Here is a 13,796-nt window from a genome sequence, read left to right as displayed (position 1 = left end):
TATCAGGATTGCAGGCCGATATTATAGCGATGTGATGTTAAATGACCATATTTCAGCTGATATCGCAGCCAAAGAAGGGTGATGTTGCCGGTTTGCGGCGCGTTGATGTGTGCAGGATGCAACAAAACAGCTGTTTTGATGCCTTGCCGGTGACCTTGGTCACCGGCAAGGGATGCTGAGTGGCAAGTGCAGAGAGTCAGAGCGAGTAGGGGAGTCTCGACTCGTTGACCAGTCGCGACAGGGCTGTTACGACATGAGAGTCAAACTGGGTACCGGAGCGGGACTGGATATACTCCATGGTCTGCGCCAGCGTCCAGGGCTCCTTGTAGGGGCGCTTGCTGAGCAGGGCATCGAATACATCGACCACCGCCACTATCCTCGCCGACAGCGGGATCTGCTGGCCAGCCAGCTGCAGCGGATAGCCCTTGCCATCGAAGTGCTCGTGGTGGCCCCGGGCGATTTCGGCGCCGAGAGAGAGGTAACTGGTTCCCTCCACCATTTCGCCCGCCTTGTGCAGGATATTGGCGCCGATGCCGGCGTGCTGCTCCATGATGGCCCGCTCTTCCGGGTCGAAACGGCCGGGCTTGTGCAGGATATGGTCCGGGGTGCCCACCTTGCCCACATCGTGCAGGATGGAAGCCATACCGATCATTTCGACAAACTCCGGAGTCAGTTGCTCCGGGTAGACCGCCATCTGCTTCAATTCGGCCACGATGGCATCCGAGAGCTTCTGCACCCGCAAGACATGCTCGCCGGTATCGGAATCACGAAACTCCGCCAGCGCCGCCAGCGCCACCACGGTGGCCTCCTGGGCACGAAGCAGCTGGTTGTAGAGATAGAGATTGTCGTAGGCCGCCGAGATGCGCTGGCAGAAGACATCCAGCAGGTCGCACTCGAGAGGATCCAGAGGCTGGGTCGGGGTGAAGCTCAACACGAACTCGCGGCCATTCTGGGCTGCAATATAGAGAGAGTCCTGCGGGTGTTCAAAGCGGTTGCAGCGCTCGTTTAACGCCTTCATGACCGACTCTTTCAGGGCAGAAAATTCATCAAGGCTCTTCTCCTCCAGCAGCGCCTCGTAGTCTCCGGTTGCCGCCAGGATCTCAAGCCCATGTTCGCCTGGACGGCGTTCGGCACAGATGGCCCCTTCGGTGCCCACATCGAGAATGGCGCTGATCTGTTTGAGCACGCCGGAAGCAAACTCCTTGAGTGAATGGAGATGGTAGAGATCGCCCGCGCCCTCCAGAATTTTGCCGAGTCCCTGTCGGCTCTTGTCGATGGCGCTGAGGGTTTCGTAGGAGCGAAGGGAGGCGATGACGGTGGTGAAGAGTTTTTGTACCGTCAACTCGGTCTTGGTCTTGTAGTCGTTGATGTCGTAATCGAGGATCACCCTTTGTTCCGGTGCCTGACCGGGTTGGCCGGTACGCAGCACGATCCGCACCAGCGAGTTGCGCATCTCGTTGCGGATCCGGTGCACCAGCCGCAAACCGGCATCTTCGGTCTCCATCACCACATCCAGCAGGATCAGGGCAATCCTGGGATTGGCCTCCAGCATGGTGGCGGCTTCTGCACCACTATAGGCGTTGAGCAGCTCGAGCGGGCGAGATTTGTATTGAATATTGGAGAGGGCAAGCCGGGTGGCGTGATGAATATCCGGCTCATCATCCACGATCAGCACTTGCCAGGGATTGAGTGCCTTGGGGACCACGACCTCTTCATCATCGAGTTCGATGATGTCGTCATCCAGCCAGATATCGTCCTTGTCTTGGGCACTGCTCATATCGGTTACGCCTCCGGCGCTCAATGAGTATGTGAAGAGTATGCACGATCACCTCTGTCAGGATCATCAGGATAAGCAGATATCGTGAGCTGGCACCGCCTCTTTCATCTTTACTCGAAAGGCTCAAGATAACTCTGGATCGATTTTTTCAACCAGGCCAATACTTTGCCGTGATAGGCATTTTCTGCCAGATAGACGCCATAGTCTCGCCACTGCAGGCTGAACTTGTGCTTCAGGGTCAGCAGGGTGCCTTGTCGCAGCTGGCTCTGGATAAGTGGCGAGGGGAGAACTGCCCAGCCCAGCCCATCGAGGACCGCGTTGCGCATCAACTCGAAGCTGGAGAGACCTATATGCTGGCCTCCCACAGGTAGCAGGCTTTTTACAGAAAATTCATCTACATACGAGAGAGTGACCTGGGTGTGATCGGTCAGATCCTGCTGTTTGACCCGCTTCAGTCCGGCCAGCGGATGGCTGGGCGCCACCACCATCAGGGTGCGGATCGGGTTGAGCAGATCGATGTTGAGGCCGCTGCGCTCCTGATCCTCGGTAATAAGGCCAAAGGCGGCATCGACGAACCCCTCTTCCACCAGCGCCGGTAGTTCGGGTGGGGAGGCGAGCACCAGAGAGATACTGGTACCGGGAAACTGATTGTGCAGGCTGGCCAGCATCTCGCGCCACACCGGCTCGGGAATGGCGTCATCGCGGGCAACCCGCAGCGCCACTTCGGCCCCCGAGGCGTAATGTTTGCACTTCTGCTGCAGGCTGTTGGCTGCCTGCAGCAGGCGAGTGCAATCATCAAGCACCAGCTCGCCGATCTCGGTCAGGCGACTCTGATTGGCGCCTCGTTCAAAAAGTTCGACGCCAAGCTCAACTTCCAGCGCCGCGATGGCGGTGCTGACGGCGCTGCGGCTTTTGCCGAGGCGACGGGCGGTGTTGGCAATAGAACCGCTATTGGCTGACTCTACAAAGAGTTCTATCTGATATAGCTTCATCTTTTACAGGCCATGACGGATTTTTTCACCATCACCTTAGCGTGCCGAACCAAGGCAAGGCAAACCTGTGGCGTCGGAATAATCGACGCTGAGCGATTGTCGCGAGTTGCTTCTCCCCGTTTACCATCTCTCCCGTCGAAGCAACAAAGGCATCTTATATGTTATTAAGTCGTATGTTTCTGGCCCGGCTGTTTTTGACCGGCGCCATCGTGACCGAGGTCGCCGGTACCTCCAGCATGGCCATGATCCCCGAGCAGGGAGCTGGCTGGATGAATTACATCCCGATGTGGCTGTTGATCGGCTTCTCGTACTGGTTGCTGGCGAAAGCCGCCAAAACAATCTCCATTGGTATTGCGTTTGCGCTCTGGGAGGGGCTCGGGATCACCTTGATCACCATAGTGTCGGTCATGTTCCTTGGTTACGATGTGACCGTTCAGGAGCTGATTGGCCTGGCTCTCGCGATAGTGGGGATTGTTATGGTGACCATGGGGGAGACCCATGATGAGCCCGCAGACAAGTCAGTAGAAGCGGAGGCCACAGCATGAGTCCGTTTGTGATTGTATTGGGTGCCGCACTGATCGATATCGGCGCCAACATGGCCATCAACCGCTCCAAGGGTTTTCGTTACAAGGGGTGGGGATTCCTGGGGATCATGCTGGTACTCGGCGCCTTTACCCTGCTCTCGGAAGCGGTAAGTGGCGGCCAGATTGACCTGGCTGTTGCCTACGCCACCTGGGGGGCTATCGGCATCGTCGGTACGGCGCTGGGCGGTTTGCTCTTCTTCGGTGAGCGGCTCAAGCCCATCGGCTGGGCTGGCATGATGGTGATGGCGCTGGCAGTCGTTATGCTGACTACCGCCTGATAATCTGAAGCAATAACAAAAGCCGCCCGGTTTCGCCGGGCGGCTTTTTGTTTGGCCGACTGTTTGACCGACTCAGGCTCAGCGCGGCGCTTCGTAGAGCTCCAGCGGCAGGCCGTCGGGGTCGGCGAAGAAGGTAAAACGCTTGCCGGTCAGCTCGTCTACCCGCACCGGCTCTATCTCGACCCGATGGGCCAGCAGATGGGCGATGACCCGGTCAAGATCGCTGACCCGAAAGGCAAGATGGCGCAGGCCGCACGCCTCGGGGCGGGAGGGGCGCTCGGGAGGCGAGGGGAAGCTGAACAGCTCCAGCTGGCTGCCGTCCGGCAGGGCCAGATCCAGTTTCCACGACTGGCGCGCCTCGCGCAGGGTCTCGGCGATGATGGGAAGCCCCAGCACCTCGTGGTAGAAGTGGCGCGAGCGTGGGTAATCGCTGGCGATGATAGCCACATGGTGGATGGCGTCAAACAGCGGAAAGGTCATGGTGTTTCCTTGTCAGCAGCATAGTGAACGGACAGCCTGCGTTGCCCGTATCGTTGATCTAGTTGAAGAAACCGCCGAACCAGTCATCCAGCGCACTGCGTGGCGTCGCACTGCTGGCGCAACCGGCCGGGGAGCCCATGGTGGAGGCTTTGGCCGGCACCTGCAGGCTGCCCGGGCAGTCGCTGGCGACGCGGGTGCCGCTGGCGCGGGAGAAGTTGGCCCAGGTGACCCCTTCCGGCATCTTCAATCCAAGACTGTTGACGCCGCGCTGGCTCATGTAGCCGCTAAAGAGCTGCAGGGCACCGCTGGCACCGGTCAAGCCCGCCGGGGTGTTGTCGTCGCGACCGACCCAGATACTGACCAGTTCGTTGTTGTCCATCCCGGCAAACCAGGAGTCGCGCAGCTCGTTGGTGGTGCCGGTCTTGGCCGCCATGGTGGCGCCGGGGAACTTGGCACTGAGGGCGCGGGCCGTGCCCTGACTCACCGTCTTGGTCATGGCGAACAGGGTCAGCCAGCTTGCTTGCTGGTCGGTGACCCGCTTGGCGGTCTGATCATGCTGATAGAGCAGGCTGCCATCTCCGTTCACCACGGCGCGAATGGCCGACAGCGGCTGGGTCAGTCCCTGATTGGCGATGGGCAGATACATCTGGTTCACCTCCAGCGGGGAGAGGGCAACCGCCCCCAGCACCAGCGACGGATAGGGCTGGATCTCCTGCTGGACTCCCAGCTTGTGCAGGGTGTCGACTACCTTCTCCAACCCCACCTGCAGACCCAGATTGACGGTCGGTACGTTGAGGGAGCTGGCCAGGGCATCCATCAGCGGCACGCTCTGGCGGAACTTGCGATCGTAGTTTTGCGGTGTCCAGACCTGACCATCCTGACCGCGAATGCGGATCGGCTGATCTTTGAGCGGGGTCGCCAGGGTCAGGCCGTTGGAGAGACCGGTCAGGTAGACCGCCGGTTTCACCAGCGAGCCGATCTGGCGGCGGGCATCCAGCGCCCGGTTGAACCCGGCGTAGCGGGGATCCCGGCCACCCACCAGCGCGACGACTTCGCCCTTATGCCAGTCGGAGACCACCATGGCCGCCTCCAGCTTTTTCTTGCCGCGCAGTTTCTCGATATCGGCGAGGCCCGATTCGACCGCCCGCTCGGCCGCGTGCTGGGCAATGGGGTCGAGACTGGTGAAGATCTTGAGGCCGGACTGCTTGAGCAGATCGGCGCCGAAGCGGCTCTGGATCTCTCGCTTGAGCAGTCCCATAAAGGCCGGGGTGCGGCCATAACTCATCTGGCCGCGGGCGATGATGCCGAGGGGCTGGCGGCTGGCCAGTTCATACTCTGCCTGAGTCAGGCTGCCGTGATCCATCAGCAGCTTCAGCACCAGATCACGGCGGGTCTTGGCCCGCTCCGGGAAGCGCCAGGGATCGTAATAGGAGGGGCCTTTCACCAGACCGACCAGCAGGGCGACCTGATCGATATCCAGCTCGTTGACCGGAATGCCGAAGTAGAAGTAGGAGGCGAGGCCGAAACCATAGACCCCTTGCGAGAAGTTCTGCCCCAGATAGACCTCGTTGAGGTAGGACTCGAGGATCTCGTCCTTGCTGTAGCGATAGTCGATCAGCACTGCCATGTAGGCTTCCTGCAGTTTTCGCCACAGGCTGCGTTCACGGGTCAGGAAGAAGTTTTTGGCCAGCTGCTGGGTCAGAGTACTGCCCCCCTGCACGGTACGACCCGCGATCAGGTTGGCGAACATGGCGCGCATGATGGCCACCGGCGAGACGCCGCCATGCTGGTAGAAGTCGCGATCTTCGGTGGTGAGCAGGGTCACCAGCAGGCTGTCGGGCACCTCGGCGATGCGTACCAGCAGGCGATCTTCCCGATCCTCGGTATTGAGGCGGTCGAGCAGCACCGGGTCCATCTGGGCGTAACCGAGCTGGCGCTGGTTCTCCAGCGACTGGATCCCCTCAAGGCGCGGGCCGTTGAAGGTGAGGCGCAGGCCACGGGCACCATCGGCGCCGTCATAGAACTCGAACGGACGGCGAATCAGCTCGATGCGGTTGCCGTTGATGGTGTATTCACCCGGCGTGTGAGGCTGGCGCACCTGCTTGTAGCTCAGCATGTTGAGCTCGCGCAGCATCTGGTCCCGCGACAGGCGCTGGCTGGGGTAGAGCTCCAGCGGGCGGCTGTAGACCATCACCGGCAGCTGCCACTTCTCGCCATCGAAGCGCTCGCGCACCTTGGTATCGAGGTAGATGCCAAACACCACCATAAAGGCCGCCACCACCAGGGAGAGCTTGAAGCCCAGCCAGAACAGCTTGCGCCAGATGGTGCGTTTGGGCGCTGCCTTCTTGGGGGCACGCTTGCGTCGTTGGGTTGCCATAAATCCTCTTTGCTTTCCTTTCTACTTGTTATGTCGCATTCGCGAACGTTCGAGCGGGATTAACCCGCCGAACCTAGATGCCCATCTTCTTCTTGGTGACTTTGGTCGGCATCGCTTCCAGCGGATTTTCCGGCCAGTAGTGGCGGGGATAGCGCCCCTTCATCTCTTTTTTCACCTGTTCGTAGGATCCTGCCCAGAAAGCGGCCAGATCGGCAGTGATCTGCAGCGGTCGCTGGGCGGGGGAGAGCAGCTCCACTACCAGCGGCACCCGGCCATCGGCCACGCAGGGGGTCGAGCCTTGCCCGAACATCTCCTGAATACGTACCGGGATCACCGGTGCCTGCCCTGGCTGATAGCGGATCCGTACCCGGCTGCCGGTCGGTGCCGCAAAGTGGCTCGGCAGCGCCTCGTCCAGCCGTTTGGGCAACGGCCAGGGCAGGGATTGGCGCAGGATGTCGCTCATATTGAGCTTTTTCAACTGCTCCAGCCGGGTCATGCCGCTCACCGCTGGCAGCAGCCACTGTTCCAGCGTGGCCAGCAGGCTCTCGTCATCCATCGCGGGCCACCCCTCATCGGGCAGCCAGTCGCGGGCGCAGCGCAGGCGGGCCAGCAGCCCTTCGCTGCTCTCGTCCCAAGGCAGTACATGCAGCCCCTTGCGGCGAATGCCTTGCAGCAGGCAGCGCCCTTTCTGCTCGTCAGAGAGTTCGGTCAGCGGTCGTTGGTTCAGCACCAGCTCGCCGATCACCTGCTGGCGCTCGGCGCGCACCCGCTCCTCGCGCTCGTCCCAGTCGAACCACTGCCGTTCGCTTACCAGTTCCGGCAGCAGGCGTACCAGCTCGTCCAGCTCGACCGGTTCGGCGATAAAGATGCGGCTGCCGCGATCGTTCTGCCCCATCTCGATGGCGAGAAGGGCGGCTTGTCCCTGACAGGGATGACCTTCTACCAGATCGCAGCTCACCCCACCACTGAGTTGATAACGACTGCCGCTACGCAGTTTGCCGATGCGATCCGGCCAGGCGAGGGCGGAGAGCAGCTCCAGCCACTGACCCTGCGCAGTGGCTTGGCGGGCGCCAAGCCGTTCAAACCAGCGGGCCGCGCTCTGGCGCAGGGCACTTTGACGGCGGTGGAACAGCACAGAGAGGCGCTCCGATCCTCGCAGATCTTCTTCCTGCAACGCCACCAGATAAGCGGCATCGGCGACAATCCCTGTCAGACCCTCGGACTCCAGCTCGCGGGCGCGCAGCAGCATGCGAGCGAGGCGAGGGTGAGTACCGAAGGCGGCCATGGCGCGGCCAGCGGGAGTGAGTTGTTGCTCACCCTCCGGCTTCATGGCGCCAAGGGCCACCAGCAGCCGCTGGGCGCTGGCCACCGCGGCGGCGGGAGGCATATCGAGAAGCGGCAGATCTTCCACCTTTGCCCCCCACTGGGCGGCATCTATCAGCAGGCCGGTCAGCTCCTGAGTGAGGATGTCTGGCGGGCTCTGCTCGGCGAGCCGCTCCTGCACCTCGCTGCTCCAGAGCCGGTAGCAGACACCGGGGCCGAGGCGACCAGCGCGACCGGCTCGCTGGGTGGCGGAGGATTTGGCTATCTGGCGGGTCTCCAGTCGGGTGACACCGCTTTTCAGATCGAATGAGGCGCGTCGCTCCAGCCCGCTGTCGATCACCACCGAAATCCCCTCAATAGTGAGGGAGGTCTCCGCCACATTGGTGGTGAGCACCAGCTTACGGCGGCCGGCAGGCGCCGGTTCGATGGCTGCCTGCTGCGCCGCCATGTCGAGGCGGCCGTAGAGGGGGGCGAGGGTCACGTCGTCCGGCAGTTTGTCTGCCAACCATTGCGCCAACCGCTCGATCTCACCCTGTCCCGGCAGAAAGACCAGCAGGCTGCCATCTTGCTCGGCCAGCGCTTCGAGCACCACGGCGCCGACCTGCGGCTCCAGCCACTGCTGGCGGTTGGCGGGGCGGTAGTGGTAATCGATAGGGAAGCCACGCCCCTCGGAGCGAACCACAGGGGCATCCGGCAACAAGGTCTCGAGTGCCATGCCATCCAGGGTGGCGGACATCACCAAGAGCTTTAGGTCATCGCGCAGCCCTTGCTGGCTCTCGATGGCGAAGGCCAGCGCGGTATCGGCGTGCAGACTGCGTTCGTGGAACTCATCGAAGATGACCAGCGAGACGCCATTCAGCTCAGGGTCTTGCTGCAACATACGGGTCAGCACCCCTTCGGTGACGATCTCGAGCCGGGTCGCTGAGCTGGTGCGGCTCTCGCCACGCACCCGCAGGCCGATGCGCTCGCCCACCTTCTCCCCCAGTTGGCGCGCCAGAAAAGTGGCGATATTGCGCGCCGCGAGGCGCCTTGGCTCCAGCATGATGATGCGGCCGGGCAGCCGGTTCTGACGCACCAGCTCCAGCGGCAGCAGGGTCGATTTGCCCGCGCCGGGTGGCGCCTGCAGGATCACGCTGGTGTGGCTGTCGAGGGCGGCAAAGAGTTCGGGTAATACCGAAACGATGGGGAGCTGGGACAAAGCGATGAGCACCTTCTGTGGCAACCGGTAAAACGGAGCCTATTCTGCCACAGCCACCCGCGCCACCGTGAGTGGATGTGCGCAGATGGTCACTCGGGCGGGAGGGTGGCGAGACATGGCCGGATGGCTGCCATAGAATGGGCCCATCCAATGAGCGTGAAAAAGGCATTATCACCACATGGCCAAACTCTTCTTTGCCCTGCCCGTCAAGGAGCTCGCCCCCGAGCTCATCGCCTGGCGCGATCAGCAGCCCTGGCCCGGTCAGCCGGTGCCGCAAGCCAACCTCCACCTGACCCTGGCATTTCTGGGTGAGGCTGACGAGTTGACTACCCGCCGCCTGATCGCCGCCGTAGAGCGCCAGCACTGTCCGCCGCTCTCCATCAGGCTGGATGAGACCGGCTGGTTCAGCCGGGCCAAGGCTGCCTGGATTGGCCCGAAGGAGTGGCCCAACGAGCTGACCGTGCTGGCAAAGGCGCTGCGCCGCCACGGCGAGAAGTTGCGTCTTGGCAATGGCGAGCAGGGTTATCGCCCCCATGTCACCCTGTCGCGCAAGGCGGTCGAGGCGCCTGCCATCCTGCCTGCCCCAAATTTTCTGCTGCAGGCCGATGAGTTCTGCCTCTATCAATCCATCTCGACCCCGGACGGGGTGCGCTACGAGCCGCTTGCCTGCTGGCCGCTGCGCGCCCGGGTAAAAGAAGATGCGCGGAGGGCTAACCCGTGATCTTTGATCCCCCCCTGCAATCGGGCCAGCTGGTGGCCCGCTACAAGCGCTTTCTGACCGATGTGCAACTCGATAACGGCGAGGTCATCACTATCCACTGCGCCAATACCGGTGCCATGACCGGTTGTGCCGATCCGGGCACCCGGGTCTGGTACTCCACTTCCGATAACCCCAAGCGCAAGCTGCCCAACAGCTGGGAGATCGCCGAGAGCCCGGCGGGCCACTTTATCTGCGTCAACACGGCGCGCGCCAACCAGATCGCCCGCGAGCTGATCGAGCAGGAGGCTATCGCTCCGCTGGCGGGGTACAGCCGGTTGCGCACCGAGGTGAAGTATGGCGAAGAGAACAGTCGCATCGATCTGTTGCTGGAAGATGACGAAAAGGGCAATTGTTACATCGAGGTAAAATCGGTCACCCTGCTCGACGAGCGGGAGGAGGCTGGCATGGGCTACTTCCCCGATGCGGTCACCGCCCGTGGTGCCAAGCATTTGCGCGAGTTGATGGCGATGAAAGCGGCGGGCCACAGGGCCGTGCTGCTCTTTATGGTGTTGCACTCCGGAATAAGCCGGATGCGCCCTGCAACCCATATAGATCCGCACTATAGTCTGCTAATTGAGCAGGCAATCGCGGCGGGGGTTGAAATTTTATGCTATCGGCCCCATGTTGGGGTGCAAGGCATGGTGGCTCAAGGGTTTATCCCGTTTGAATCTGGTCACCTGTTACCCGAGGGGAGTGCATAAATATTGGAGTGGGTAACATTATTGGTACGGCTCGTTTGCTTACCCGTTACCCTTCTGCTATAGATGTCGCCCTCAATTTATGGATGGCACGGGTAGCGTGCTGAATTAGGAGACAGGGCATGCCAACAGGCGAAAACAGGAAATCTCTGGGCCCCCTGGCCATTGCGGGTGTCGCGCCTTACCAGGAAAAGCCGGGTGAGGAGTACATGAATGACCAACAAAAGGCGCATTTTCGCAAGATCCTGGGTGCCTGGCGCAACCAACTGATGCAGGAAGTTGATCGTACCGTCGACCATATGAAAGACGAGGCTGCCAACTTCCCGGATCCCGTGGATCGTGCCGCGCAAGAAGAAGAGTTCGCTCTTGAACTGCGTACCCGCGACCGTGAACGCAAGCTGATCAAGAAGATCGAGAAGACCTTGCAGCTGCTTGAAGACGATGATTTCGGTTACTGCGAACACTGCGGTATCGAGATCGGTATCCGTCGTCTGGAAGCCCGTCCGACTGCCGACCTCTGTGTCGATTGCAAGACGCTGGCCGAGATCAAGGAAAAACAGATGGCCGGTTGATCCCGACCCTCTGGTATATGAAAAAGGGAGCTCGCGGGCTCCCTTTTTTATTGAGCTTTTGGCGGTCGCGCCCCAGAATGCAGCCTCAATGAATCGCTTACCCGAATAGTCATGCCAGTGAATTTCCCGTCCTCACCCCTTGTGCGCCCCTATGTCGGCCGCTTTGCCCCCTCACCCTCAGGCCCGCTTCATTTCGGTTCGCTGATCGCCGCCCTCGGCAGCTTTTTGCAGGCCAGAGCGCAGCAGGGGCGCTGGCTGGTTCGCATCGAAGATATCGATCCGCCGCGGGAAATGGCGGGGGCAGCGCACCTGATCCTCAAAACCCTTGAGGCATATGGCCTCGAGTGGGATGGGGAGGTGATGTTCCAGAGCGCGCGCCATAGTCGTTATGACGAGATCATCGACCAGCTCTATCGGGCGGGGGATCTCTACTGGTGCCGCTGCACCCGGCGAGAAATCATGGCCGCGGGCGGTCTCTACAGCGGCCACTGCCGCACCCTCGGGCTTGCGGCCGAAGGTTGCGCCGCCCGGCTGCGCCAGCACCATCCGGTCTACCACTTCGACGATCGCTTGCAGGGCCATATCGCGGTCCCGGCGGCGCTTGCCGAGGAGGATTTTATTATCCGCCGCCGCGACGGGCTTTACGCCTACAATCTGGCAGTGGTGGTGGATGATATGGACAGCGGCATCACCGAGATAGTGCGCGGTGCCGATCTGCTGGAGCCCACGGTGCGCCAGATTGCCCTCTACCAGACCCTGGGGGCGCCGGTGCCCGACTGGGTGCACCTGCCGCTGGCGGTACTGGCCGATGGCAACAAGCTCTCCAAGCAGAACCATGCGCCGGCCCTGGCGCTCGATGAGGTGCGACCGGCCCTGTGGCAGGCGCTGCACTTCCTCGGCCAGTGCCCGCCGCCCGAGCTGATGGCGAGCCGGATCGACGAGATCATCCGGTGGGGTATCGCTAACTGGCAGCTCGAACGGGTGCCCGCCAGCGAGAAAATCCCGCTGGACATAGAGTAAAGAGAGCCGGTTTTCGTGTAATAGGACGTGAGCTGGGCGCTGATAGACCGCTATTTTCGCTGGCAGACGGTTTCATGCGGGATCAATTTTCAGCACGGTTTTTCATTTGGTCAGGTGTGAGCTATGTGCAGATTGACCGCTATTTTCGCTGGCGGACGGTTTCATGCGGGATCAATTGTCAGCACGGTTTTTCATTTGGTTAGGCGTGAGCTATGATAGGCCGCTATTTTTTGGCCTCCCGTCAATTTAGAAGTCATGAAGAGGTGTACCATTTTTTCCCAGATCGCAAACTTTTGCCGCAAGGTGCTCGGCAAGGAAGACGGCGAGCAGTCGGTGGAATCCCCCATTCCAGCCCGTGTCGCCGGTCAACGTCGTACCTTAAGCCGTGATCAGCACCCTATTTCGCGCAAAGAGATCAGCGAGAATGCACTCAAGGTGCTCTATCGCCTGAACAAAGGGGGCTATGAGGCCTACCTGGTCGGCGGCGGAGTCCGGGATCTGCTGCTCGGGAAGACGCCCAAGGATTTCGACATCGCAACCGATGCGACGCCGGAGCAGATCAAGGCGCTGTTCAGCAACTGCCGCCTGATTGGCCGTCGTTTCCGCCTGGCCCACATTGTCTTTGGTCGTGACGTGATCGAAGTGGCCACCTTCCGGGGTCACCACCATCAGGTCAATACCAGCAAACATGTGTCGGCCCAGTCTGATGAAGGCATGCTGCTGCGCGACAACGTCTACGGCACCATCGAAGAGGATGCCGAGCGCCGCGACTTTACCGTCAACGCCCTCTACTACAGCGCCAAAGATTTCACCCTGCACGATTTCGAAGGGGGTCTGGAAGATCTGGCCGAGCGCAAGCTTGAGCTGATCGGCGATCCCGAGACCCGTTATCGTGAAGATCCGGTGCGTATGCTGCGCGCCGTGCGCTTTGCCGCCAAGCTGGATATGACCATCAGCCCGCGTACCGCCGCCCCCATCAAGGAGCTGGCGCCTCTGCTGCAAGACATCCCTGCAGCCCGCCTGTTTGAGGAGACCCTCAAGCTGTTCCTGGCTGGCGACGGTCTGGCGACCTACAAGCTGCTGCGTGAGTATGGCCTGTTCCAACAGCTCTTCCCGCAAGTGGCTGCGCTGTTTACCCCGCACGGCAACTCGCCCTACGAGCAGTTTATCGAGCAGGCACTGATCGATACCGATACCCGCGTTCGTGAAGATAAACGCGTCACTCCCGCCTTCCTCTACGCCACCCTGCTGTGGGGCTGCGTCGAGGCCCGTGGTCGGGTGCTGGAGAACGAGAGCGGCCTGCCCTGGTATGACGCGTTCATGCTGGCGATCAACGAGGTGCTGGACAATCAGGTGCGGATCATCGCCGTTCCCCGCCGTTTCACCACCGATGTCCGCGACATCTGGGCACTGCAACAGCGGTTGACCCGTCGTCAGGGCAAGCATCCCGAGCGCGCCATGGAGCATCCCAAGTTCCGCGCGGCGTTCGACTTCCTGTTGCTGCGCAACCGGGTCGAGCGCGGTCTCGGCGAGCTGGCCAGCTGGTGGGAGCGCTATGTTGCCTCCAATCCGGATGTGCGCCCGCAACTGCAGCGTGAAGCGACCCGTCGCCCGGCCGGCGGTGAGCGCGGTCGGGCCGGCGAAGCCCGTAGCCAAGATGGCGAGAAGCGCAGCAGCAACAGCCGCAACCGCCGCCGCCCGCGCCGTCGTAAACCGAAAACGGCCGAGTGACCACAG

Annotated in this window: 12 protein-coding genes; 7 read left to right on the top strand and 5 right to left on the bottom strand. The window is 61.4% G+C overall.

Annotation, left to right across the window (positions count from 1 at the left end; all coding sequences use genetic code 11):
* Positions 1-196 precede the first annotated feature (196 nt).
* Positions 197-1,777 (bottom strand): DUF3369 domain-containing protein, encoded by a 1,581-nt coding sequence (locus G5179_RS10085; protein ID WP_421223911.1) that lies wholly within the window; start codon positions 1,775-1,777, stop codon positions 197-199.
* Between the two features lie 110 nt (positions 1,778-1,887).
* A complete protein-coding gene (locus tag G5179_RS10080) occupies positions 1,888-2,769 on the bottom strand; it encodes a LysR family transcriptional regulator (protein ID WP_421258299.1) in 882 nt (293 codons plus the stop codon).
* A gap of 158 nt (positions 2,770-2,927) precedes the next feature.
* Between G5179_RS10080 and G5179_RS10075 the strand changes: the two genes are divergently transcribed.
* Positions 2,928-3,314: a DMT family transporter gene (locus G5179_RS10075; RefSeq protein WP_005335660.1), complete on the top strand. Its 387-nt coding sequence runs from the start codon at positions 2,928-2,930 to the stop codon at positions 3,312-3,314.
* Positions 3,311-3,631 carry an SMR family transporter gene (locus tag G5179_RS10070; RefSeq protein WP_005335659.1) on the top strand — a complete coding sequence of 107 codons (321 nt, stop codon included), beginning with the start codon at positions 3,311-3,313 and terminating at the stop codon, positions 3,629-3,631. The genes G5179_RS10075 and G5179_RS10070 overlap by 4 nt, the downstream gene beginning before the upstream one ends.
* A gap of 78 nt (positions 3,632-3,709) precedes the next feature.
* Here G5179_RS10070 and G5179_RS10065 read toward each other — a convergent pair whose 3' ends face one another.
* From G5179_RS10065 to hrpB, 3 genes are all read right to left on the bottom strand, one after another.
* Positions 3,710-4,111: a VOC family protein gene (locus G5179_RS10065; RefSeq protein WP_342401193.1), complete on the bottom strand. Its 402-nt coding sequence runs from the start codon at positions 4,109-4,111 to the stop codon at positions 3,710-3,712.
* Between the two features lie 58 nt (positions 4,112-4,169).
* Positions 4,170-6,488 carry a penicillin-binding protein 1B gene (mrcB, locus tag G5179_RS10060; protein ID WP_100652841.1) on the bottom strand — a complete coding sequence of 773 codons (2,319 nt, stop codon included), beginning with the start codon at positions 6,486-6,488 and terminating at the stop codon, positions 4,170-4,172.
* Positions 6,489-6,561: 73 nt separating this feature from the next.
* Positions 6,562-9,009, bottom strand: coding sequence for an ATP-dependent helicase HrpB (hrpB, locus tag G5179_RS10055; RefSeq protein ID WP_421258298.1), 2,448 nt, complete (start codon positions 9,007-9,009; stop codon positions 6,562-6,564).
* A gap of 178 nt (positions 9,010-9,187) precedes the next feature.
* On the opposite strand from hrpB, the gene thpR reads away from it, so the two are divergent.
* The 5 genes from thpR (at position 9,188) to pcnB (ending at position 13,790) form a co-directional block, all read left to right on the top strand.
* A complete protein-coding gene (gene thpR / locus G5179_RS10050; RefSeq protein ID WP_236373814.1) occupies positions 9,188-9,730 on the top strand; it encodes an RNA 2',3'-cyclic phosphodiesterase in 543 nt (180 codons plus the stop codon).
* Positions 9,727-10,470: a DNA/RNA nuclease SfsA gene (sfsA, locus tag G5179_RS10045; protein WP_019444756.1), complete on the top strand. Its 744-nt coding sequence runs from the start codon at positions 9,727-9,729 to the stop codon at positions 10,468-10,470. The genes thpR and sfsA overlap by 4 nt, the downstream gene beginning before the upstream one ends.
* Before the next feature lie 119 nt (positions 10,471-10,589).
* Complete coding sequence (gene dksA / locus G5179_RS10040; protein WP_005335644.1) at positions 10,590-11,039, top strand: RNA polymerase-binding protein DksA; 450 nt, start codon at positions 10,590-10,592, stop codon at positions 11,037-11,039.
* Positions 11,040-11,150: 111 nt separating this feature from the next.
* Positions 11,151-12,059: a tRNA glutamyl-Q(34) synthetase GluQRS gene (gene gluQRS, locus G5179_RS10035; RefSeq protein WP_421258297.1), complete on the top strand. Its 909-nt coding sequence runs from the start codon at positions 11,151-11,153 to the stop codon at positions 12,057-12,059.
* A gap of 255 nt (positions 12,060-12,314) precedes the next feature.
* Positions 12,315-13,790: a polynucleotide adenylyltransferase PcnB gene (pcnB, locus tag G5179_RS10030; protein WP_421258296.1), complete on the top strand. Its 1,476-nt coding sequence runs from the start codon at positions 12,315-12,317 to the stop codon at positions 13,788-13,790.
* Positions 13,791-13,796 lie beyond the last annotated feature (6 nt).

The organism is Aeromonas sp. 600886, from assembly GCF_049174935.1.
Lineage (GTDB): Bacteria > Pseudomonadota > Gammaproteobacteria > Enterobacterales > Aeromonadaceae > Aeromonas > Aeromonas veronii_A.
This window is presented reverse-complemented; position numbering and strand designations above follow the sequence as displayed.